At 55.2% G+C, this 22,592-nt stretch carries 27 protein-coding genes; 8 read left to right on the top strand and 19 right to left on the bottom strand.

What is annotated here, in order from left to right; genetic code table 11:
- Nucleotides 1-2 precede the first annotated feature (2 nt).
- Entirely contained in the window at nucleotides 3-1,316 is a 1,314-nt protein-coding gene (locus Q3H59_RS21830; protein ID WP_309837232.1) for a cytochrome c, read from the top strand.
- A 261-nt stretch (nucleotides 1,317-1,577) separates the two neighbouring features.
- Here Q3H59_RS21830 and Q3H59_RS21825 read toward each other — a convergent pair whose 3' ends face one another.
- Together Q3H59_RS21825 and Q3H59_RS21820 are read right to left on the bottom strand one after the other, a co-directional pair.
- A complete protein-coding gene (locus Q3H59_RS21825; protein ID WP_210080080.1) occupies nucleotides 1,578-2,042 on the bottom strand; it encodes a heme-degrading domain-containing protein in 465 nt (154 codons plus the stop codon).
- A gap of 82 nt (nucleotides 2,043-2,124) precedes the next feature.
- Complete coding sequence (locus tag Q3H59_RS21820) at nucleotides 2,125-2,475, bottom strand: cupin domain-containing protein (protein WP_309837231.1); 351 nt, start codon at nucleotides 2,473-2,475, stop codon at nucleotides 2,125-2,127.
- A 145-nt stretch (nucleotides 2,476-2,620) separates the two neighbouring features.
- On the opposite strand from Q3H59_RS21820, the gene glsB reads away from it, so the two are divergent.
- Nucleotides 2,621-3,544 (top strand): glutaminase B, encoded by a 924-nt coding sequence (gene glsB, locus Q3H59_RS21815; protein ID WP_280173284.1) that lies wholly within the window; start codon nucleotides 2,621-2,623, stop codon nucleotides 3,542-3,544.
- A gap of 9 nt (nucleotides 3,545-3,553) precedes the next feature.
- Here the strand turns inward: glsB and Q3H59_RS21810 are convergent, their stop codons facing one another.
- Complete coding sequence (locus Q3H59_RS21810) at nucleotides 3,554-3,931, bottom strand: type II toxin-antitoxin system death-on-curing family toxin (RefSeq protein ID WP_271460590.1); 378 nt, start codon at nucleotides 3,929-3,931, stop codon at nucleotides 3,554-3,556.
- A complete protein-coding gene (locus Q3H59_RS21805; RefSeq protein WP_110867236.1) occupies nucleotides 3,928-4,149 on the bottom strand; it encodes a type II toxin-antitoxin system Phd/YefM family antitoxin in 222 nt (73 codons plus the stop codon). Before Q3H59_RS21805 ends, Q3H59_RS21810 begins: the two co-directional genes overlap by 4 nt.
- Before the next feature lie 246 nt (nucleotides 4,150-4,395).
- On the opposite strand from Q3H59_RS21805, the gene Q3H59_RS21800 reads away from it, so the two are divergent.
- Both Q3H59_RS21800 and Q3H59_RS21795 read left to right on the top strand, forming a co-directional pair.
- On the top strand, nucleotides 4,396-4,812 hold the full coding sequence (locus Q3H59_RS21800; protein WP_137387179.1) for a DUF2946 domain-containing protein: 417 nt from the start codon (nucleotides 4,396-4,398) through the stop codon (nucleotides 4,810-4,812).
- Nucleotides 4,813-4,884: 72 nt separating this feature from the next.
- Nucleotides 4,885-6,621: a DUF2534 family protein gene (locus tag Q3H59_RS21795; protein WP_309837225.1), complete on the top strand. Its 1,737-nt coding sequence runs from the start codon at nucleotides 4,885-4,887 to the stop codon at nucleotides 6,619-6,621.
- An 80-nt stretch (nucleotides 6,622-6,701) separates the two neighbouring features.
- On the opposite strand, the gene Q3H59_RS21790 is transcribed toward Q3H59_RS21795, so the two are convergent.
- Nucleotides 6,702-7,718: an NAD(P)-dependent alcohol dehydrogenase gene (locus Q3H59_RS21790; RefSeq protein WP_008108001.1), complete on the bottom strand. Its 1,017-nt coding sequence runs from the start codon at nucleotides 7,716-7,718 to the stop codon at nucleotides 6,702-6,704.
- 122 nt (nucleotides 7,719-7,840) lie between these two features.
- On the bottom strand, nucleotides 7,841-8,110 hold the full coding sequence (locus Q3H59_RS21785; RefSeq protein WP_101761136.1) for a hypothetical protein: 270 nt from the start codon (nucleotides 8,108-8,110) through the stop codon (nucleotides 7,841-7,843).
- Between the two features lie 279 nt (nucleotides 8,111-8,389).
- Between Q3H59_RS21785 and Q3H59_RS21780 the strand changes: the two genes are divergently transcribed.
- Entirely contained in the window at nucleotides 8,390-8,950 is a 561-nt protein-coding gene (locus Q3H59_RS21780) for a thioredoxin (RefSeq protein ID WP_217547695.1), read from the top strand.
- 231 nt (nucleotides 8,951-9,181) lie between these two features.
- Here Q3H59_RS21780 and Q3H59_RS21775 read toward each other — a convergent pair whose 3' ends face one another.
- The 9 genes from Q3H59_RS21775 to Q3H59_RS21735 form a co-directional block, all read right to left on the bottom strand.
- Entirely contained in the window at nucleotides 9,182-9,655 is a 474-nt protein-coding gene (locus tag Q3H59_RS21775; RefSeq protein WP_192414724.1) for a heme-binding protein, read from the bottom strand.
- Between the two features lie 86 nt (nucleotides 9,656-9,741).
- A complete protein-coding gene (locus Q3H59_RS21770; protein WP_192414722.1) occupies nucleotides 9,742-10,353 on the bottom strand; it encodes a response regulator transcription factor in 612 nt (203 codons plus the stop codon).
- 4 nt (nucleotides 10,354-10,357) lie between these two features.
- A complete protein-coding gene (locus Q3H59_RS21765; protein ID WP_309837219.1) occupies nucleotides 10,358-11,665 on the bottom strand; it encodes an ATP-binding protein in 1,308 nt (435 codons plus the stop codon).
- Nucleotides 11,666-11,960: 295 nt separating this feature from the next.
- The gene (locus Q3H59_RS21760) at nucleotides 11,961-12,737 is read right to left on the bottom strand and encodes an ABC transporter ATP-binding protein (protein WP_064741357.1); all 777 of its coding nucleotides are present in this window, start codon (nucleotides 12,735-12,737) and stop codon (nucleotides 11,961-11,963) included.
- The gene (locus Q3H59_RS21755; RefSeq protein ID WP_309837217.1) at nucleotides 12,734-13,420 is read right to left on the bottom strand and encodes an ABC transporter permease subunit; all 687 of its coding nucleotides are present in this window, start codon (nucleotides 13,418-13,420) and stop codon (nucleotides 12,734-12,736) included. Before Q3H59_RS21755 ends, Q3H59_RS21760 begins: the two co-directional genes overlap by 4 nt.
- A gap of 9 nt (nucleotides 13,421-13,429) precedes the next feature.
- Nucleotides 13,430-14,149, bottom strand: coding sequence for an ABC transporter permease subunit (locus Q3H59_RS21750; protein WP_309837215.1), 720 nt, complete (start codon nucleotides 14,147-14,149; stop codon nucleotides 13,430-13,432).
- 12 nt (nucleotides 14,150-14,161) lie between these two features.
- A complete protein-coding gene (locus Q3H59_RS21745) occupies nucleotides 14,162-15,010 on the bottom strand; it encodes a transporter substrate-binding domain-containing protein (RefSeq protein ID WP_309837213.1) in 849 nt (282 codons plus the stop codon).
- Between the two features lie 16 nt (nucleotides 15,011-15,026).
- Nucleotides 15,027-16,217 carry a M20 family metallopeptidase gene (locus Q3H59_RS21740; RefSeq protein WP_309837211.1) on the bottom strand — a complete coding sequence of 397 codons (1,191 nt, stop codon included), beginning with the start codon at nucleotides 16,215-16,217 and terminating at the stop codon, nucleotides 15,027-15,029.
- 249 nt (nucleotides 16,218-16,466) lie between these two features.
- Complete coding sequence (locus Q3H59_RS21735; RefSeq protein ID WP_309837209.1) at nucleotides 16,467-17,357, bottom strand: LysR substrate-binding domain-containing protein; 891 nt, start codon at nucleotides 17,355-17,357, stop codon at nucleotides 16,467-16,469.
- Between the two features lie 105 nt (nucleotides 17,358-17,462).
- Here Q3H59_RS21735 and Q3H59_RS21730 point away from each other — a divergent pair, with 105 nt between their 5' ends.
- Nucleotides 17,463-18,167, top strand: coding sequence for an SDR family oxidoreductase (locus Q3H59_RS21730; RefSeq protein WP_309837880.1), 705 nt, complete (start codon nucleotides 17,463-17,465; stop codon nucleotides 18,165-18,167).
- 204 nt (nucleotides 18,168-18,371) lie between these two features.
- Nucleotides 18,372-18,503 (top strand): hypothetical protein, encoded by a 132-nt coding sequence (locus tag Q3H59_RS21725; protein ID WP_255421535.1) that lies wholly within the window; start codon nucleotides 18,372-18,374, stop codon nucleotides 18,501-18,503.
- Nucleotide 18,504: 1 nt separating this feature from the next.
- Here the strand turns inward: Q3H59_RS21725 and Q3H59_RS21720 are convergent, their stop codons facing one another.
- A complete protein-coding gene (locus tag Q3H59_RS21720) occupies nucleotides 18,505-19,437 on the bottom strand; it encodes an AraC family transcriptional regulator (RefSeq protein ID WP_192414717.1) in 933 nt (310 codons plus the stop codon).
- Between the two features lie 159 nt (nucleotides 19,438-19,596).
- On the opposite strand from Q3H59_RS21720, the gene Q3H59_RS21715 reads away from it, so the two are divergent.
- On the top strand, nucleotides 19,597-20,328 hold the full coding sequence (locus Q3H59_RS21715; RefSeq protein WP_309837204.1) for an SDR family oxidoreductase: 732 nt from the start codon (nucleotides 19,597-19,599) through the stop codon (nucleotides 20,326-20,328).
- Between the two features lie 42 nt (nucleotides 20,329-20,370).
- On the opposite strand, the gene Q3H59_RS21710 is transcribed toward Q3H59_RS21715, so the two are convergent.
- The 3 genes from Q3H59_RS21710 to Q3H59_RS21700 are packed head-to-tail and all read right to left on the bottom strand — an operon-like array spanning nucleotide 20,371 to nucleotide 22,592.
- The gene (locus Q3H59_RS21710; protein WP_309837202.1) at nucleotides 20,371-21,060 is read right to left on the bottom strand and encodes a DJ-1/PfpI family protein; all 690 of its coding nucleotides are present in this window, start codon (nucleotides 21,058-21,060) and stop codon (nucleotides 20,371-20,373) included.
- Nucleotides 21,061-21,109: 49 nt separating this feature from the next.
- On the bottom strand, nucleotides 21,110-22,078 hold the full coding sequence (gene corA / locus Q3H59_RS21705; protein ID WP_101761767.1) for a magnesium/cobalt transporter CorA: 969 nt from the start codon (nucleotides 22,076-22,078) through the stop codon (nucleotides 21,110-21,112).
- A 43-nt stretch (nucleotides 22,079-22,121) separates the two neighbouring features.
- Entirely contained in the window at nucleotides 22,122-22,592 is a 471-nt protein-coding gene (locus Q3H59_RS21700; RefSeq protein WP_309837200.1) for a GNAT family N-acetyltransferase, read from the bottom strand.

The following is a 22,592-nucleotide window of genomic DNA, read 5'->3' as shown; positions in this document are numbered from 1 at the left end:
TCATGGCGAAAGCAAAGAAAATTACCTACACGCTCGCCGCATTGGCGGTGATTGCGGGCATCGCGGCGTCGGGCCGTTTGTGGGTGGTGTTAGACAGCGCGCGCTCAAACGTTGCCGACGACAACGTGCAGTTGGCCGATTTCCACAGCAATGACGATGCCGCTATTAAACGCGGTGAATACGTGATGCGCCTCGCCGACTGTGCCGCCTGTCACAATGCGGACTTCTCCGGCGGCTACACAATCGATACGCCTTTTGGCGCGCTGCAAACCTCGAACATTTCGCCGGATCGTGAAACCGGCATCGGCAACATGACCGAGCGCGATTTCTTTAACGCGGTGCGTCAGGGACGCGGCGAACACGGCTTCCTCTATCCGGCGATGCCGTACACCGCTTATACACAGATGAGCGATGATGATATGCACGATCTTTGGGCCTATTTTTCGGCACAAAAACCGGTGCACAACGCCATCGATGAAAATGCGGGCATGAATTTCCCCTACAACATTCGCCTGGCAATGGCTGGCTGGAACCTGTTGTTCTTCGATAACAGCGCGTTCAAGCAGCAAACCGCGCAGAATGATGAGTGGAATCGCGGCAAGTATATTGTTGATGGTCCGGCGCACTGCAGCGTCTGTCACACCGCGCGCAACGCGCTGGGCGGCGAAATCAGTAGCCAATATCTGCAAGGTGGCAATCTGGGAAGCTGGTACGCGCCGGATATTACGCCGAATCCTCATGCTGGCATTGGCAAATGGAGCGACGCGCAGATCGCTGACTACCTGAAAACCGGTTCGAACGGTGCAAGCGTGGCGGCGGGTCCAATGGCCGAAGCGGTCGAGCACTCGACGCAATATTTTAACGATCGTGATTTGCACGCTATCGCCACTTATCTGCGCAGCTTACCGGCTTCTTCCACGCCGCAAGCCGCCGGATTCGTGATGGATAAAACGCGTCACGATCGGGCCGCACTGCGCTATGAAGTGGATTGCTCGGCGTGTCACGGGTTGTCGGGTGAAGGTATCACCGGCATGGTGCCCGCTTTTGCCGGCAATGGCGCGATGCAGAACGATCCCACCAACATGATCCACGCATTGCTGGACGGTGCCCGCGCGCCGCACACCGCAGACCGACCAACGTCCGCGGGCATGCCGGCATTCTCCTGGAAGCTTAACGATCAGGAGATGGCAGATGTACTGAACTACGTGAGGAATTCGTGGGGTAATCAGGCTACCGAGGTGAAAGCCAGCCAGGTCGCCGATCTGCGCAAAGCCACCGGCGCAGGCGCTAAGCTGAAAGTACTGGTGATGAAATAGCGTTTCTTCACCGAGCTTCTGGTTACCTTTCAGCGTCGTTGCTGGTCGCTAACCAGCAACACTTTCAGGATACAAGGGTTGCCATTTATGGCGTAATGTTCGTCAGTTAAGACATGAAAAACCCTCATTACCGAGAGCACACACTGTAGCGGCGCAATTTATTGCGCGATAAATCGCGCCGCTACGGAAGGTGCGGTAATGTGATATGGCGCTTAACAGCCAGGCATTACGCCATTTATGGCGATCTTTTTTATAAATCCATCAGCGCAGCAGCTGAGTAATCCCCCACAGCGCTAACGCATGATCGTCTGCAGACGGTAAACCGCTGATGGTGACTGCACCAATGATCGCGCCCTGAGCAGTGAGCAGCGGGAAAGAACCACCGTGATCGGTGTAATCTTCCTGGCGGATATTGCGCTGCTGCGCCATACGCTCGCCCTTCTGTTCATTCATAAGCCCCACATACATCGAAGAGTGGCCGGTCAACAGCACGGTATTACGCTTACGACGCATCCATTCCAGATTTTCTGGGGCGGATCCTGGCAACGCCGCCAGAAACAGCACCTGACCAAACGCATAGACTTCGATAGCCACAGGCGCATTGTCTTCACGCGCGCGCTGCTGGATGCTTTGGCCGATTTGCCACGCTAAATCGAAATCAAACTGCGGTAAACGATGCTCGGCTTCCTGCTGCTGCAAGGTTTCTAAGGACGGCAGCGATGACATGATAGAATCCTCTCAATTTGAAATAAATTTTCCATATTTTATATCATGGAATGAATTTTTCGCATGTGATGAGGTTCTCACTTCAGATTGTGCTAACTGGAATCGCACCGTAATGCACCGCGAGCCACACCGTTGGGCCCTTGCTGTCGGTCCAGTTGACGCGATGGCGGCAGCCAGCTGGGATCTCGACAAAATCACAGACCTGCAAGTGACGCCCCTGCGTTTCCCCTTCCAGCTGCAATCCTGCCGATCCTTGTAACACCAGCACCCATTCCCCTTGCGTCTGGCAGTACCAGAAATCGGGCGGACTGGCTTGTCCGGTAGAAACGATGCGTTCAATATGCAGATTGGGCTGCGTCAGCAGCGCTTCAAACGTCTCTGCGTTGCCGTTCTGTGCGGCGGCGGGGAAATCGCGAAACAGGTTAGTTATCATCGCGCGGGCTCGACATTTAATGAAATCAGCCCGCACTGTAACGCAGGCTTCACCCAGAAGGCTCACAGAATTTTGCGCCGCCGATTGACGCGCTGCGCGCAAATCACCATCATCCTGGCCAATATTGGTTACACGGAGTGTGAAGGTGTCGGAACTCAGTAATGCATTGCTAGAAGAGATTGTCAGCGAAGTTCGTCCGCTCACCCAGCAGGGAAAGGTGGCGGATTACATTCCGGCGCTGGCCGGCGTGGATGCCGATCAGCTCGGCATCGCCATTTGCACGCCCGACGGACGCTGTTTTCAGGCGGGCGATGCCGCGACGCGCTTCTCCATCCAGTCGATCTCCAAAGTGCTGTCGCTCAGCGTGGCGCTTACCTTGTATGAAGAGGGCGAAATCTGGCAGCGCGTCGGTAAAGAGCCGTCCGGCCAGGCATTTAACTCGCTGGTGCAGCTGGAGCTGGAACAGGGCAAACCGCGTAATCCGTTTATCAATGCCGGTGCGCTGGTGATGTGCGATCTGCTGGAAAGCCGCCTGACAGCACCACGCCAGCGCATGCTGGAAATTGTGCGTCGTCTGGCGCAGCAAAATGACATTCATTACGACCGCGTCGTCGCGCGCTCCGAATACGAACATTCAGCGCGCAACGCTGCTATCGCCTGGCTGATGAAATCCTTCGGCAACTTCCATAACGATGTCAGCAAAGTGATGGAAACCTATTTTCACTACTGCTCGCTGGCAATGAGTTGCCAGGAACTGGCGCGCACCTTTCTCTATCTCGCCAATCATGGCCGCACGCAGGATGATGAATCAGCGGTGATCTCACCGCGCCAGGCACGTCAGGTCAACGCGCTGATGATGACCAGCGGCATGTACGATGGTGCCGGGGAATTCGCCTGGCGCGTGGGCATGCCAGCGAAGTCTGGCGTCGGCGGCGGTATTGTCGCGGTGATCCCCGGTGACATGAGTATCGCCGTCTGGTCGCCAGCGCTGGATCATTCGGGCAACTCTTTAGCGGGCACCGCGCTGCTGGAGAAACTTACCGAGCGATTGGGAAGATCGATTTTTTAGACAATGTGGTTAGTGCGATCCGAAGAATGCGCGCAATTGGTTTGCCAGATAAGGCACTCCGGCTTCGCCAGTTGCTGCCATGACCGTCAATTCGACTAATTCAGGCCGGTCATGTACGCGTATTCCATTACGCTTTAAAAACAACATGGTTACGTTAAGCGAGGTTCTCTTATTCGCATCGGCAAAAATATGCCCGCGTGAGATTGCCACCCAATAGGTTGCTGCAAGCTCAAAAATATCCTGAATCCCTTCGTAATATTCACGATTAATAACGCGGGCAACAATAGCTTCTGCTCTTCCGGGATCGGACATTCCTGCAACACCGGCATAACGCTTTAAAAGGTAATCGTGAAGTGCGATAACCTCCTCGGCAGAAACGTGAATCATCTATCTGTTAACGCTTTATTAGATGCATCAAACTCACCCATTAACTCTGCGAATTCAGCATCCAGTACGGCTTTTCGATACGCCTCGAAACTGGCTTTGCTGATGACAACCGCTGAGTCACCGCTGCGTCGAGTAATTTCAACGGCCTCGCCTGCAATCGCCTGGTCCAAAACCTGAGATAAATTCTCTCTGGCGCTGGTATAAGTAAACTTGTTCATAATACCTCCAACATGTACAGGTGAATGGTACATCTCTTGACCTTTGTCATCAATGGTATTTCCTGACGCGATGTTATGTTTCCGCTCTGTTTTTATCAGGTTGCATTAACGTTAACAGCCGCATCTCTTTAAGTGACTATTTTCAAAAGGTGCGAATTTTTTCTTAAATAGCCTCTATTTTTTTAACCCATCAACGTCAATCGCGTTACACTTCCGCCTCATTTACGGAATCATCCACTAGCAACCATGACGTTTACACATCACTTCCGCCAGCGTTTGACTGCCTGCGTCGCCATTGTGGCGGTGCTGCTGCTGTTCGTCGCGCCGATTGTGTCGAAAACGTTGATGGAGCGTCAAAGCCAGCTGCTGGCGATGCCGCAGCACAGCATGATGGATAGCTCAATGAGCCATCATGAAATGATGATGGCGGATATGCCGATGCCCGGCATGAGCCATCACATGATGGACGACGGCGAGTTTGCCTGCGGCTATTGTGATCTGCTGGTGCATGTCCCGCTCCTGATGTGGGTGTTTATTCCGTTTATCTGGCTGATCATGGTGATCTCGCGCGCCCCGCCGCTGCCCCACGTGGTTGCGCCGATTGTGCGTCGCGTTAGCAGCATTCATCGTCCGCGCGCCCCGCCTGCACCGCTTTCCTGCTGACCTCTTTTATTGCAGCGCACGCTCAGCCTGAGCGATGTGCTAAGACAATTTCTTTTTGGAAGGAAGACGGCTTTGTCTGCTGCTCACTCTGCAGCACCGCGCGGCGCGGTGCTTAATTTGCTACGTCGCTTACATTTTTATATTGGTCTGTTTGTCGCCCCGTTCATCTTTGTTGCGGCGCTCAGCGGCACGCTTTATGTGTTGACGCCCCAGCTGGAAAACCTGATTTATGCCGATGCGCTAACCGCTGAACCTCAAGGCAACGCGCAGCCGCTGTCGGCACAAATCAGCGCGGCCCGTGCCTATGCGGGCGAAAACCAGCACATCTACGCGGTGCGTCCTGCGCCGGGTGCAACGGATACCACGCGCGTGCAGTTCAGCGACGCCACGCTCAGTGCATCACTGTCGCGCGCGGTGTTTATCGATCCCTATAGCCTGAAAGTGAAAGGCGATATGCCGGTTTACGGCACCAGCGGTGTGTTGCCGCTGCGCACCACCATCGACTTACTGCACAGCAGCCTGCTGCTTGGCGATTTCGGTCGTAACTACAGCGAACTGGCGGCGTCCTGGCTGTGGGTGGCCGCTCTCGGCGGCGTGGTGCTGTGGCTGGGAACGCGTCCGAAACGTAAGCTGAAGCAACCGCGAAGCGGTTTCGCCTTCAGCCGCCACTGGCACATTACGCTCGGTCTGACGCTGGCGATCGGTTTGGTGTTCTTCTCGGTGACCGGCCTGACGTGGTCGCAGTGGGCGGGCGGTAATATCGATCGCATGCGTACCGAACTGAACTGGCTGACGCCACAGGTGAATACTTCGCTCAACAGCGATGCGCCTGCTGCACCGGCCAATCCGCACGCCGATCACATGCCGGATAGGGATATGCCGGGCATGAGTATGCCGATGTCGTCGATGACCAAACCAACGGCAGCGCCCGCCAAACCGGCGCGCAATAACGCCGCTGATGCCGACTGGGATCGCGTGCTGAATGCGGCGCGTCAGGATGGACTGAGCGCGGCGAAGCTCGAACTGCGTCAGCCGAAAAGCGCAGATAACGCGTGGGCGGTGACGGAGATCGATCGCAGCTGGCCTACGCGAGTTGATGCGGTGTCGGTGAATCCGCAGGATTTTAGCGTGGTGGATCACGTCTACTTTGCCCGTTTCCCGCTGGTGGCGAAGCTGACGCGCTGGGGCGTTGATGCGCATATGGGCGTGCTGTTTGGTTTACCCAATCAGCTGCTGCTGGCGTTCTTTGGCCTGGGTTTATGCAGCATGATCGTGTTCGGTTATCGCATGTGGTGGATTCGTCGGCCAAAAGATGTCGAAGCGAATCCGGCACAGACCCTAACCGAAACCTGGATGGCGTTACCGCATTACGCTAAAGGTGCCTGGTTAATGGTGGCGCTGGCGCTGGGTTATGCGCTGCCGGTGATGGGCGCGAGTTTGCTGGCGTTCCTGTTGCTGGACATTCTGCGCTGGCGCAAACAGCAACGCGCACCGCTCGATGAAGCCGCGCTGTTGGCTTCACAGCAATCTCCGCTGGGCATTATTCGCGCGCGATTTGCCGTGAAGCGTAAAGAGATGCGCTACTTCCTGCGCGGTTTGTTTATCCTGGCGCTGATTGTCGGCACGGTGATGAGCAATGCGATTATCGGCGGCGTTATCGATCAATATGGCATTCCGTTCAGCCATTGGTCGCTGACCATGTACATCACGCAGGGCTTTATGATTGCGTTGTACACCACGGTATTTACCGCGCTGACGTCGATTCCGCTGTGGTATTTCTTCCTCGGCGAAAAGGATGATCGGGGATAAGTGCGTGGAGTTTAACGGTGCGCAGGAATGCGCACCGTACGGCCTGAGATCGCCATTTATGGCGATCTGGTCATTGAGATTTAAAAATCGGCTTTCAACACTACGCGGTAATTGGCTTTGCCCGCGCGTACGTGATCCAGCGCTTCATTGATTTTAGACATCGGGAACTCTTCCACCTGCGGTGCGATATCCGCACGCGACGCCAGTTTCATCAGTGAACGCAGCTGGCCTGGCGAACCGGTAGAGGAACCGGTCACCGCGCGATCGCCCATAATCAGGCTGAACGCCGGCACTTCAAAAGGCTTCATCACTGCGCCGACGGTGTGGAATTTACCGTGCGGAGCCAGCGCCTGGAAGTACGGTGCCCAGTCAAGATCCACCGCCACCGTGCTGATGATCAAATCAAACTGACCGGCCAGCGCATTCAGCGCCTGCGGGTCGCGGCTATTTACCACGCGGTCCGCACCCATCGCTTTGATTGATTCGGTTTTGCTGGCGTTGGAGCTGAATGCCGTCACTTCCGCACCCATTGCACGCAGCAATTTAATCGCCATGTGGCCCAGGCCGCCGATGCCGATCACGCCGACGCGGCTGGTGGCGGTGACATGATGCATCAACAGCGGTTTGAACACGGTGATGCCGCCACACAGCAGCGGACCCGCCGAGGTGTAATCCATCGCTTCTGGCAGCGGGATCACCCATTGCCAGTCGGCGCGCAGATGGCTGGCAAAACCGCCTTTGTTCATGATGGTTGGCACCGAACCGTTCTCACAGTTAACGTGCTCGCCATTGATACAGGCATTACAGTGCTGGCAGCTTTTCGCCGTCCAGCCGATGCCCACGCGCTGGCCCACTTTCAAGCCTTTATTCTGCGCCGCATCGCCTAACGCGCTGATGCGACCAATCACTTCGTGGCCGGCAATCACCGGGAACGAGGAGATGCCCCACTCGTTATCAATCATCGACAAATCTGAGTGACAAACACCGCAGTAATCGACCTCAACCTGCACCTCTTCAGCAGCCAGTTCACCGGCTTCATACTCATGAGGCACCAGCGCTTCACCCGCGTTCAAGGCGGCATAACTTTTGATTTTCATTACTGTCCTCTGTATCCACGTTTTTGACAGGGCAAGTCTAGCAGAGCGTGTTTCCCGCTCTTGACCATTAATCCGTCACTTAGCCGCTTTAACGCGATTAAACCGCCGAAAAGCATCAAGGGTTAAAGCGGATCGTGATTAAGCGGCGTGCGGTACGCGACGCGCGCCTCTTCAATCAGTTGGCTGGCGGTCACCGTGGGCGGCAAGCGCGTCAGCACTTTGCTCGCTTGCCAGTAACACAACACCATAAGTTCATCGGATTCGCTTTCCGCCATCTCCAGCAGCCGCTCGCGCAAAGTGGGAACGTCCAGCGTTTGGTGTTCATCCATTAACTCGGCAATGGTTTCATTAAGAACCTGATGAATGATTTTCCAGGAGAGATTGGCAAACACATTGAACCTCGATGCTCTTAACGTTTGGCTCCAGGCAAATGAATCAAAAATGCTACAAGTAAGAAGATTGAAACAGGATTAACTATAGCCGCTTATTTTCTGTGCAAGACGGTTGCAGGCTGAGTTTCTTGTAGCTCGCGGATCTATAAAACGATTTTCCTTTCGCCACATTTGCAGCGATCGAATGGCTTTGTAACAAAAAAGCACAAGCCCACGCTGGCTGTTCGCGCCGCGCTTTGCCAAAGTAAGACAACTTTATCGCTGCAACAGGGAATGACCATGAGCCAATCCACCGCATTACACGCCGATCCGCTGGTTTGGGGCCACGGCCCGAAAGTGTTTGAGGTATTTCTGGAACCCACCTGCCCGTTCTCCGTGCGCGCATTCAACAAGCTGGACGCGTTGCTGCAACGGGTGGGCGAAGAGAAGATGACATTAAAAATTCGTTTGCAATCACAGCCGTGGCATATGTATTCCGGCGTGATTGTGCGCTACATCCTTGCCGCCTCAACCTTGCCGGAGGGCAAAGCAGCCGCCAAAAAGGTGCTGCAGGCGGTGGCGGATCATCGTGAAGAGTTCGAGTTTACCGATCACAGCCACGGCCCGAATATGGATGCCACGCCGAATCAGATTCTCGATCGTCTGGAGCAATACAGCGGCGTTAACGCGCGCGAACCTTTTCTGCGTGCCGAGCTGCAGAATGAGATCAAATGGCACAGCAAATACTCGCGGCAAAACGGTATCCACGTTTCACCAACCTTCATCACCAACGGTTTGGTGCAGCTGGATATCGGCAGCGGCGACGAGATTGAATCCTGGGCTGAACGCATCCTCGCTTAACGCCTTTGGCCCGTTGCGGCGGGCCTTTAGTATGATTTCGCAATAGATTTTCGCTAGCACTACTTGCCTCAACGCCGACAATCGCTATCTGTCTAATTATGCTGTCACAGGCACGCGGTCGGGCACGGTTGCTTGTCGAACTGCTGCTGTTAACTTGCCGATGCCGCTAATCTGTTTTGCACTGTCGCGCCGTAACTAATCAGGTCGCCATCAATGACGACCTGGTGCGTATTACTGAATGACTTTCAACGCATCCACCGCGCAGGCTTCATCCAAATGGCCGCCCGGTGCGCCGCCGATGCCGATTGCGCCAATCACCTGGTCGCCGCTTTTCACCGGCACACCGCCCGCCAGCAGCAGGAAGCCTGGAATATCACGCATGTTCTGCGCACCAGCATTATTCTGTGCGGCTTCCATCACTTTACCGCTTGGGTTTTTGGTGCTCAGCGCGGTATAGGCTTTCATCTGGCTGGCTTCAACGGTGTGCGGACCGGCGTTATCCATGCGCTGCACCGCTTTCACCAAACCAGCACGATCCACCACGGTCACCGTGACGTTGTAGTTTTTCGCCGCACACGATTGAATCGCGGCGCTCGCCAGCTTCTGTGCGTCAGCAAGGGACAGGTTGGATTCGGTTAATGCAGCGTGGCTGCCGAAGGATACCAGGGCCGCCGCAGCGGCAATCAGAGAAAGGCGGATGTTCATGTGTCACTCCTGTTTAATAGTGAGTGACACTGTAAAGCGCGGCGGGCAAAAGAAATATTCGGGCGATTACCCGTTCGGCCAGGTAGTTATACCTGGTTCAACTGCTGCCAGGCGTGAATCAACTGTGCGAGATTATTGAGTTCCAGCTTGGCAAACACCGCCGCGCGATGCGCTTCCACGGTGCGCGGTGATAGCGATAAATCACGCGCGATCGCTTTGCTGGTTTGTCCGGCAATCATCAACTGCATCACTTCACTTTCGCGCGCCGATAACAGCGCAAACCGCGCCTGCAAACCCTGCTGCGACTGCCAGCGATCGGCACGCTGCTCACTTTCGCTGAATGCCAGATGAATGGTCTCCAACAGCGGTTCTATCTCCAGCGGCTTGGTGTAAAACTCAAATGCGCCCTGACGAAATGCGCGACGACAGGCATCAATGGTGCCGTGACCGGTCATGATGATCACCGGCAGCAGCGGATGGCGATCGCCCTGCTCCGCCAGCCAACTCAGACCGCTAATGCCCGGCATGCGCACATCCAACAGCAAACAGCCGCGCAGCGGTTGCTGCGCCTGCGTAGCCGCTTCAAAAGCGGCCAAATCGGCAAAATCGGCCACGTCGTAATCCAGCGTCTTAAGCAGAAAACCGAGCGATTCACGCACGGATAAATCATCATCCACTAACCAAACCTTTGCGACCATTCCGTTACTCCGCCAGTTGGAAAATTAAGGTAATCTCCGCGCCGCCTGCAGCGCGATTTGCCAGCCGCAGCTGGCCGTTCATGCGTAACATCAAGCTCTCGACCAGCGTCATGCCTAATCCCATGCTATTGGCGCGCGAGCTGTAAAACGGCATGCAAGCCTGCGCTAATCCTTCCGCCGAGAAGCCGGGACCGTTATCGCTAATGATGATTTTGATGCCGTCAGGAATAGGTTCAGATGCCATGTTCACCCATGCATCGGGACGTCCTTGCTGCATGTGAATAGCGTTCTGCAACAGGTTATGAAACACCTGTTCCAGCCATTGGGGATCGCTCAATACTTTTGCCTGACCGTGCTGCCACTGCTGACGCAGCGTGACATCGCCGTCATCCAGTTCCTGTTGCAGCAGCACCGTCACGCGCCGCCAGATGGCTTCCGGATTCACGGCGGTCATCGCCACCGGACGTTCGCTCACGATGTCGCGAAAGCGCTGCAGCAACGCAGCGAGGCGCTCGGTTTGCAGGTTCATCGCGTTGAGCGCCTGCGGCAGATTCTCGTACTTGCCCTGTTTCAACAGCAGCTCACTGCTGTGCAGCCAGGTGTTGATGGCTGTCAGCGGCTGATTAATTTCATGAATGATGCCAGCGGTAAACTCGCCCAATGCTTCACGTCGCGTACGCTGGAAATAGTCCGCGCGCAGGCGCATCTCCACGTGCTGACGCCAGTGACGCAGCAGCCACCAGCCTAAACCGCCAATTACCAGCCATGCCAGCAGCGCCAGCATAAATGGCAGCGCATGCAGCGCACGCCAGTCGGGATTGGCGCTGCCTTTCAGCAAGAATGGCTGATAGTGATTGATGAACGGCCGCTGCCATTGCCAGCGCGCGGTGTCCGAATAGTTCACCGTTTGCATGGCGGGCGGTGCGTGGATATGAAAAGCCAGCGCCAGCGCCACATCCGAGGTTTGCAGGGCAAAATGCAAATCGATCAGCATGCGAATCTGGCGGTAAGGATTGTAGAGCCAATAGCGACCACCGCTCACTTCTTCAAAACGCGGCGCGGTTAACGGACGATTTACGGTGTGTTCCAACAGGACAAGCTGAGGGAATTTGCTCTGCAAAGAGCCGAGTTCCTCATCGCCATTCAGCAGCGGCAACAGCGTTTCATTCTGCGTTTGATAGGCGGCGAGACGGTTAAACTGCTGGTTAAATCGCGCCTCGCCGACACGCTGCTGCTGCAAAATTTGATCGGTAAATAACGCTATCAAGGTAATCAGCGTTAACAGCAGCCAGACCAGCCAATACCTTTTCATCCATGGTCGGTAAGTGTGCGGCATAGAGTTCCGTGGTTATGCAGTAAAGAAGTACTCCAGCAAAGGAGGCCTGACTAAAGTCAAACGTTTTAACCCGCGCCGTAGAGGGATTCAACGACTTTTCCCGGTCGTCGCGTGTTTTCAGAAGTGTGCCTGGCGCGTGGTTGCTGCTATCCGGACCACCCGTTGCTAGAGCAATAGCTTCAATTAGGAAGAAATTTAGGTAAAACATGAGGCGCAGAAGAAATGCACCAGCTCACTCTCGTTGCTGGTGCGAAGGGAAATGAAACTGCTGTTAGCTATTGCGCTGTAAGTGGCTACTCACAAATGCGCGACAGCGCGCGGAGAGGGGATCGCTGAACACCTGCTGCGGCGAACCGGCTTCCTCAATCTTGCCCTGATGCAGGAACACCGCTTTGTTCGAGACATCGCGTGCAAAGCCCATTTCGTGTGTGACGATGATCATGGTGCGCCCCTCTTCCGCCAGGCTACGAATCACGCGCAACACTTCGCCTACCAGCTCAGGATCAAGCGCGGAGGTCGGCTCATCAAACAGAATGGCTTTCGGCTGCTGCGCCAGCGCACGGGCAATCGCCACGCGCTGTTGCTGACCACCCGAAAGCTGCGATGGCCACGCGTTACGCTTCTCGTACAATCCCACTTTTTGCAGCAGCGCTTCGGCCTCTTCAATCGCCTCTTTACTGCTGCGCTTCTGCACATGAATTGGCGCTTCGATGATGTTCTGCAGCACGGTTTTGTGTGGCCACAGGTTGAAACCCTGGAAGACAAAACCGAGCTGCATACGCATCAGCTTGATACGGCGCTGCTGCTCGCGGCTTAGCTTCTCATCGGGATTATCGATAGTGACCACTTCGTCACCCACCGCGATTTCCCCGCCCTGCGGCACTTCCAAAAACGGAATGCAGCGCAATAAGGTACTTTTGCCCGATCCGCTGGCACCAATCAGCGAAATCACGTCGCCATCCTGGGCCGTCAGGCTGATATCGTGCAGCACTTCGTGCCCGCTATAACTTTTTCTGAGATGACTCAGGGCGATAGTGGGTTTACTCATGGACGTGCTCCAACGTGATAAGGGGACAAACGGCGCTCCAGCAGCGCCACCGCTTTACTCACCAGCACGGTCAGTAGCAGATAGATAATCGCCGCGCTAATAAACACCTCCAGCGCGCGGAAGGTCTCAGAGACGATTGAATCAGCGATGCCGGTCATCTCCATCAAACTGATGGTGCTGACCAGCGAGGTCGATTTGATCATCGAGATAATTTCATTGCTGTAAGCCGGTAATGCCTGACGCACCGCCAGCGGCAGCGAAATACGGCGCAGCGTGGTGAAGCGCGACATACCGCTCACTTTGGCAGCTTCCAGCGACTGCACGCTCACTGCGTTTAACCCGCCGCGCAGAATCTCCGAGGTGTAAGCCGCATCGTTAAGAATTAATGCAATCAAACCGCACCAGTAAGGATCGCGCAGCAGCGGCCACAGCACGCTTTCGCGCACCGCCGGCAAGCTACCAAGGCCGTAATAGATCATGAAGATCTGAATCAGCAGCGGCGTGCCGCGAAACACCCAGACATAAAAGCGCGTAACGTAGCTTCCGAAGCGATTCTGCCGCAGCAGATTGAGCAGCAGCGCCAATACGCCGCCGCCCAACAGTGACAGCAGCGCCAGATTCAGCGTCAGCGGCAGGCCGCGCAGCAGTGCAGCTAAGGTGTGCTGCAGGAAAGTGACATCCATCGTGGCTCCTTACAACCGCGCGCGTTGTTGCCCGCGCATGGCCACTTTTTCCACATAGCGGAAAACAAAATCGGAACAGGTGGTGATGATCAGGTAGATCACCGCACCAACGCTGTAGAAGAAGAACGGCATTTGCGTCGAGTTGGAGGCGGTGGAGATCTGGTTCATGGTTTCCACCAAACCAGTGACCGAAACCAGCGCCGACTCCTTGATCACCGATTGCCACTGATTGCCCATGCCCGGCAGCGCGGTTTTCAGCGCCTGCGGCACGATCATGCGGCGGAACAGCATCAATCGGCCCATGCCCGTAACCGTTGCGGCTTCCAGCGTCCCTTTCGGGATTGCGTAGAACGCACCGCGAAACACACTACTTTGATATGCGCCGGAGATCAGGCCGATGGCAATCGCGCCGGCGACAAAGCCGTTCACGTCGAACGGACCTTGCAAGCCGAGACTTTCCCCGACAAACGACACCACCTGACGTCCACCAAAATAGAACAGGTAGATCACCAGCAGCTCCGGCACACCACGAAACAGCGTGATGTAGCCGTTGGCGAGCCGCTGCTGCCAGCGGCCGCCACCAATCTGCATCCAGCACAGCAGGCTGCCAAGGATTGCGCCCAGCAGCCATGCACACAATGAAACGGTGACGGTTACCGTGGCGGCGTTAAGCAACACGCCGCCCCAACCTTCGTCACCGAAACTTAAGATTTGCCAATCAATAGCCATAAGCGCCTGGAATTACTCTTTAGGTGCGACGTTTTCGCCGAACCATTTTTCAGACAGCTGCTTCAGCGTGCCATCTTTGATCATGGAATTTAACGCCGAATCCAGCGCCGCTTTCAGCTCCGGATTGTTTTTCTGAATCGCGATAGCGGAACCCTGGCCCAACACGCCGCCCGAGAAACCGTAACCAGTGCTGTTCACCGTATCCGCATGCTTTTTCACATAGGCATTCAGGTTAGTGCGTGATGCCATTACCGCATCAACGCGGCCATTCAGCAGATCGGCGAAGGTTTCCGGGCCGGCCTGATACGTGCGAATCGTCGCCACATCCGCCAGATATTTGTTGAGGAAGTCCGCCTGAATGGTGGCAACCTGTACCGCGATGGTTTTGCCTTTGAATTTGGCTTTCAGTGCATCAATAGATTTGGTCATCGCGGCTTCGTCATCCGCCAGCACCACTTCGCCATTGCCTGGCAAAGTATCAACCGCGCTACCCTTCAGGGTGACGAAACCTGAAACACTGACGGTGTACTGGCGGGAGAAATCTACCACTTCTTCACGCTTCGGCGTGACGGTCACGGCATCGATTACCGCGTCATATTTGCCGTCGACTAAACCCGGAATCATACCGGACCATTTCTGTGCCACGATTTCGTATTTGAAACCGGCTCGTTTAGCGATTTCAGCCACCATATCCGGCTCATAACCAATGATTTTGCCGTTCGGCGTAGATTGGTTAAATGGCGGATAAGCGGCCTCAGTGGCGAATTTCAGCGTGCCAAAATCTTTTGCCTGCACCAGAGCAGAAGAGGCAAGCAGCAGCATGCCCACAGAAGCGGTAAACAGTCCTTTACGCATCATCATAAAACCTCGAAGTTCGTTATTTTGAGAGTAAATCAATGGCTAAACGGGCTAATGCCTGCGTGCCGGCATGGATACTGCGCTCGTCGGGTTGGTAATCCGAATTATGCAGATGGTCGTCGCGTCCCGGTGCGCCGGATCCAATGTGGATCTGGCAACCTGGCGCGCGCTCAGTAAACAGCGAGAAATCTTCGGCACCAAAGCTGGCGCTCGGTTTGGCGATGATCGCTTTACCAAACTGATGCGACAAAATCGGTTCCAGCACATCAATCAACGCATCGTCGTTCATCAACGGCGGTACACCGCGCTGATAATTGACCTCAACGCGCACATTCAGCGACAGTGCGACGCCCGCGCAGATACGTTTGAACGCCTCTTCAATGTGCGCACGCGCCGCCGGTGATTTGGCGCGCACTGTGCCCTGAATCAGGCAGCTATCGGAAATAATATTGTGAGTGGTGCCGCCATGAATATGGCCGATGGTCAGCACCGCTGAATTGGCGGGATCGAGTTCGCGCGAAATAATGGTTTGCAGCTGGCTTACCAGATTGACTGCAGCAATGATCGGATCGGTTCCCATGTGCGGACGGGCCGCGTGCGTTGATTTACCGTGCACTACCACATCAAACTCATCGCTGGAAGCGGTGCTGGCGCCGCGCGTTAAGCCGATTTCACCGGCGGCCAGTTCCGGTTTGTTATGCAGCGTGATGGCCAGATCGACGCCATCTGCCGCGCCATCAGCGATCATCGCTTCGGCCCCGCTATCGGGCGTCTCTTCTGCTGGCTGGAAAATCAAACGTAACGTGCCATGCAGCTGCGCGCGATAGTGCGGCACTAACGCCGCCACGCCGAGCATCGTCGCGGTGTGAATATCGTGACCGCAGGCGTGCATTTTGCCGGGATATTGGCTGCTGAAAGGTAAGCCGGTTTGTTCGTGGATTGGCAACGCATCCATATCCGCGCGTAACAGCACGGTTTTACCGGGATGCGCGCCGACAATGTCAACCATCACGCCACTTCTGCCAACGCCGGTTTGCGGCGTCAGACCCAGGCGCAGCAGTTCCTGCTCAACGATGTGGGCGGTGCGAACGGTGTCGAAACCCAGCTCCGGATGCGCGTGTATATCACGGCGGATGGCGATGAGATGCGCCTGCATGCTTTCACTTTTGGCGCTGATGTCCCTGGCTAAAACATCTTTATGATCGGTCATAAGCAAAGATCTTTTTCAGGCGTAAACCTGGCCTTTATGGCATTTTTATTAAAATAGACTCCGTATTTATTCACAGCCCCCGGCAGAATGCAACGCGCAATCCGTTGCTTTACTTGCTGAATTTTCGCGATATTTTGCTAATTCACTGCCTTGACAGGATAAAACCCCATGTCTGCATCATTAAGCAGTTATAACATTCATGATCCTGCGTGGATCATCAGTTTTACTGATTTCGTTATTGAACAAATATCAGCCGCTAACCTGCGCTAAAAGCCAATCGCGCACCGCCATCACCGGCGCCTGCTGGCGCGGACGACGCGGCCACACCAGATACCAACCGGCATCCAGGGTCATTTGCTGCGTAAACGCGGGCACCAACCGTCCGCTGGTGAGATCGTTCTGCACGAAATGCGGGCTGGTGAGCGCAATGCCCTGCCCGCTGATCGCCGCTTCCAGCGCCAGCGCGGTTTGATTGAAACGCAGGTGATGCTGATGATGCAGCGATAAATTCGGGAAGGTAAACGCGAGAAATGCTGGCCACAGATGGTGACCATCGTGCAACAAGGCGTAGCGCTGAAAGTTGTCGCTTGCAGCCGGATCGCCAAGCTTGGCTAACAGCGCAGGACTCACCACCGCTAATACCGTTTGGTTAAACAGCAAAGTGGCATCAAGACCTGCGCCAAACGGTGGCCTGCCATAACGCACCGCTAAATCGACGCCTTCATGATGAAACTGCACCAGCCGCTCAGAAGCCAACACGCGCAGATCGATATCCGGCCATGCGGTGGTAAAGCCCGGTAAACGCGGCAGCATCCAGCGGCTGGCAAAGGTAGGTGTAACGCTCAGCGTTAAGCGATTCGGTTCTGGTCGCAGCGTGCGCGTGGCTTCATCGATCAATTCAAATGCCTGACGAATGCTGACCGCATAGCCCGCACCCGCGCCGGTCAGCGCCAGCGTGCGCGGCAATCGATCAAACAATTTCAGTCCAAGGCTGGCTTCCAGACCACGAATTTGCTGCGCCACCGCGCCCTGTGTGACGCCTAACTCTTCCGCCGCCAGACGAAAGTTAAGATGGCGCGTCACCGCTTCAAACACTTTCAACGCATTAAGCGGCGGAAGTTCGCTGAATCCCTGACTCATCCTGTAGTTTTCCTATCGTCAATTGGCAAACAGACTGACTCTCTGCTGCCAAAATTACCTTTTATACTGGTTTTAATCGATTTTTAATTAACAGGAAGATCAATGATGACAGTAGAAAAAGTTGCAATAATCGTCGCCGGTGGCAGCGGCATGGGAGCAGCAGCAGCTGAGAAACTGGCAAGCGATGGCTATAAAGTGGCAATCCTCTCCTCCTCCGGCAAAGGTGAAGCGCTGGCGGAGCGTCTGGGCGGTTTGGGCGTGACCGGTTCTAATCAGTCGGTAGCGGATCTGCAGAAGCTGGTGGATCAAACGCTGGCGCGCTGGGGCCGAATAGATGTGCTGGTGAACAGCGCCGGTCATGGTCCGCGCGCGCCGATTTTGGCGTTAACCGACGAGCAGTGGCAGCTTGGCATGGAAACCTATTTTTTAAATGTGGTACGCGCCACGCGTCTGGTCACGCCAATTATGCAGAAACAAGGCGGCGGCAGCATTATCAACATCTCCTCCGCGTGGACGTTTGAGCCAACCGATATGTTCCCGACCTCGGCGGTGTTCCGCGCCGGCCTGGCATCCTTCACCAAAATCTTTGCTGATGCCTACGCGGCCGATAACATCCGCATCAACAATGTGCTGCCTGGCTGGATCGACAGCTTGCCGAAAACCGGTGAACGTCAGGATAGCGTGCCATTACAGCGTTACGGCACGTCTGAAGAAGTGGCGGCGACCATCGCCTTCCTGGCTTCGCCTGGCGCAGCCTATATTACCGCTCAGAATATTCGTGTTGATGGTGGCGTGACGCGCAACGTTTAGCGAGTAAATGCGTAGTGTTCAGCCGCTCAGGGATCAGCGCCCTGTGCGGCTTTTCTTTTATTTATGGTTTACATTCCAGACCAAAAACAAGACTGGTCTCGTCGATTTCATTACCAGATAAAAGACAGAATAGTCTGATTCGCTGACAGGGATTTCTTACTTCAGCCAACAAACTTTCTTCTTAAATTCTGATTTGAGGTCGCTATGCAATCGATTTTACGTTCACGTTTCTCTTCTTTTCTGACAGTCGAACGCCGTGTAGTTTGGCAAATGATGTTTACCGGCTGCGCGGTATTCTGGATTTTGATGGTCGTCGCCATCATGAGCATTCGCTAAGCTAATGCGCCTGTAATCGGCCGGACAGCTGCTCCGGCGGTAACAACTCAAACGCCCGCTTCATCTCCCGCGCCTCTTCTGCCGGACTACGACCAAACAGCCTCTTGAACTCACGATTAAACTGCGAATCACTTTCATAGCCGACTCGCGCTGCGGCACCTGCGGCGGTAAGATTGTCGCGGATCATCATCAGACGCGCCTGATGCAATCGCAGCGATTTTAGATATTGAATCGGCGAGGTTTGCGTCACCGTTTTAAAATGCAGATGGAAGCGCGGCACGCTCATCCCGGCTTCATTCGCCAGATGCGGTACATCCAGCGGCTGACGCCAGTCGGCATGGATGCGCTGCAAAGCCCGCGCGATACGACCAAAATGGCCTTGATAAGTTAACGCTGCACGCACCGCACCACCCTGCTCGCCCATTAATACGCGAAAACAGATCTCTTCGACCCGCGCGGGCCCCAACACTTTGGCTTCAAGCGGATCGCTCAACGCTTCCAGTAAACGCAGTGTGCTCTCCGCCAGGATTTTATTGATTGGTGTGGAGATGATGCCCGCCGGCGCAGCGGTTACCGCCGATTCACTGCTGGCCAGCTGCGCCACCAGCCGCGCCACCATGGCAACATCCAGACGAATCGCGATGCCCAGCAGCGGCTCTTCTGATGTGGCTTCCGTCTCGGCAGAAAACGGCAGCGGCACTGACAACACCAGATAGTGCTGCGCATCATAGCGATACATCTTGTCGGCGAGGAAAGCTCGCTTCGATCCCTGGCAAATAATAATGATGCTCGGCTCATACAGTACCGGCGTACGCGCCCACTGCCGATCGGCACGCATAAAGCGCACGCTATCAAGCAGTGATTCGGTATAGCCTTCCTGACGCGCCAGCTGGCTGAGTAAAGCGCAGGTGCGCTGTTGCACGGATTGCGACATAAATAATTTCCACTGAGATATTCAGGCAAAGCATAGCCATCAAGCTGCTGTTTGCACAATGCACGCGAGAGGATCAGGCAAAGATGCGCCACAATCCGGTCTGTTGCGCATTGCGTGATTTATCAACAATAGCCTCGTCAATTCAACGAGGAATGCATCATGAACACAGCGAAGAAAGTGATTATTTTGACAGGTGCCAGCAGCGGCATAGGCGAAGGTATTGCACGTCATCTGGCGCAGCAAGGTCATCAACTGGTGCTTGGCGCGCGCCGCACCGATCGTCTGCAAGCGTTAAGTGAAGCGCTGCGCTTTGGCGGCGCGAACGTGGATTATCTCGCTACCGACGTCACCCAACGCGCTGATATCCAGCAGCTGGCCGATTTTGCGCGGGAAAAATATGGCCGTATTGATGTGATGATCAACAATGCCGGCGTCATGCCGCTGTCACCCATGAGTTCAATGAAAGTCGATGAATGGGACTTGATGCTCGACGTCAATGTTCGCGGCGTGCTGTATGGCATTGCGGCGGTGCTGCCGACCATGCAGGCGCAGCAGTTTGGTCACATTATTAATATCGCCTCGGTTGGCGCGCTAACCGTTTCGCCGACCGCCGCCGTTTACTGCGCCACTAAATTCGCCGTACGCGCGATTTCCGATGGCCTGCGTCAGGAGTCGCAACATCTGCGGGTTACGGTGATCAATCCCGGCGTAGTCGAATCTGAACTGGCGGATAGCATCACCGATAGCACCGCGCGTGAAGCGATGAAAAGCTATCGCCAGATCGCGCTTCAGCCAGCAGCGATTGCCAAAGCGGTGAGTTGGGCCATCGATCAACCTGGCGAAGTGGATACCAGTGAAATCACCGTGCGCCCTACTGCCAGCGCACATTAAGCAGTAACAACCGTGGCGATTTCAGGCTGAAATCGCCAGCTTTCACTCCTCGCGCTTGAGCCGCGCAGCGGCACTTTCTGTCGCCGCACGCCGGCGAGCAATAAAATCCTGCATCTGGCTTTTTGCCTCGGCCAAACGTTGCGGCGAGGCACTGCGCGGTGAACCTGAATGGAATGGCGGCGCCGGATCGTACTCCATCTGCAGCTGGATATTTTCTGCGATTTCACGTCCAAGCAGCTCTTCCGCTACGGTTAACGCAAAATCAATGCCCGAGGTGACGCCCGCGCCAGTGATGCGGTTGCGATCGCGCACCACGCGTTCGGCTACCGGCGTGGCACCGAGCAAGCTCAGCTGATCAAGCGAACCCCAATGCGACGTCGCGCGATATCCCTGCAACAATCCCGCAGCACCTAACACCAGCGAACCGGTACACACCGAAGTTACCCACTTGGCGTTCTCCGCCATACGACGGACAAAATCCAGCGTTTCGTCATCGTCCATCAGCGCAATTTGTCCGGGACCGCCAGGAATGCAGATCAAATCGAGTTGTGGGCAATCGTTAAAAGTTACGGTGGGTACGATCGCCAGCCCGCGATCCGACATCACCGGCTGGCGATCTTTCCGAATCAGATAATTGTTAGCGTTGGGCATGCGGGCAAACACTTCCCACGGACCGGTGAGATCGAGCTGCGTGAGGTTGGGGAACAGCAGCAGACCAATATTAAAGGACATCTTTCGCTCCAGATCGCAGGAAGTTGTAAAAAATGCAGGCATGTAGCGGTTAAAGCCAACCGGCCTTTTTCAGCCGCCACCACATCACGCAGCAGATAACAACAGTAATGCCCACCACGGCGGGATAGCCAAAGTGCGTGTGCAACTCCGGCATATCGGGGAAGTTCATGCCGTACATACTGAAAATGATGGTGGGTACAATCAGGATCGCCCCCCAACCGGCGAGCTTTTTGTTTACTTCGCTTTGCTGCACCGACACCAGCGCCAGATTCACCTGCATCGCGCTGGTGAGCATTTCGCGCATGTCTTCCGCATCGATCATCACGTGATGCGCGTGGTCCTGTACGTCACGCAGATAGGCGCGCAGATTTTTCGGGATGATATCTTCGTGGAAGCGCACCAGCTGCTGGCAGATTTCCGTCACCGGCAGCGCCGCATTGCGTAGCGCCAGCAGTTCACGGCGCAGATGATAGACGTTTTGCAACGCGTCGCTGTCAAAACGCGTAGTAAACATGCCCTGTTCCAGCCCGCCAATGCGATCGTTAAGTGATTCGGTGATTTTGCTGTAGTTATCGACGATGAAATCGAGGATGCAATAGAGCGCATAACCCGGACCTTCACACAGTAATGCGTGGTTCTTTTCGGCTTTGGTGCGGATGTCGGCATAACCTTCCGATGAACCGTGACGCACGGTGATCAGGAAGTTTTTGCCAAGGAAGAAGTGGGTTTCGCCGAAGGTGATGCGCTGCAAATCGTCCATGTGCGCGGTTTTTACCACAATAAATACCGAATCGCCGTACTGCTCAATCTTTGGTCGCTGATGCGCTACCAGCGCATCTTCAATTGCCAGTTCGTGCAGGCTGAACTCCTGCTGCAGCGTCTGCATAAAGGCCGGTTCGGGTTGGTACAAACCCATCCAGACGAAGGATTTCTCTTCTTTTAATACTTCACTAATATCAGCGATGTCGACATGCTCTTCACGCTTACCGTGGCGATACGCCACGCAGTTAATGACCATATGCGCGTCGTCCTTGTTGTTTTCACTCTTTTTCATTTTAGCCTTAAAGCTCGCGTACCATTTCTACGCAGGGAAGATCGGCTTGTGCCAGCGCCGAGGGATAAAGCGTCTCACGCACTACACGAAAACCGTGGCGCAGATAAAAGCCGCTCGCGTTGGGCGTGGCGGCGAGCGTCAGTTTATCAAAACCCCGCTGATGCGCTTCATCGATGATTGCCTGCATGATGGCGCTGGCATAACCTTTGCCGTTGCAGGCGGGCAGCGTGAAGATCGCTTCAACGCTGCCGTTGTGCAAGTCGAGAAATCCGGTCGCGGCCACGCCATATTCAGCATCCTCAACCACATAAAACGGATGGCTTCTGACCGCCTCGAAATAGCCGGACGGTAACGCATCGGGTGTCCATGCGCTGATAACATCAGCGGGATAAACGGCCCGGCAACCGTGGCGAATGGCAAGGTTGCGGATGCGCCACAACGTGGCCGTTTCATCACAGCGGGCTAAACGCGGTTTCAT

It is taken from the genome of Pantoea sp. SORGH_AS_0659, assembly GCF_031453915.1.
GTDB classification, from domain to species: domain Bacteria; phylum Pseudomonadota; class Gammaproteobacteria; order Enterobacterales; family Enterobacteriaceae; genus Pantoea; species Pantoea leporis.
This window is presented reverse-complemented; position numbering and strand designations above follow the sequence as displayed.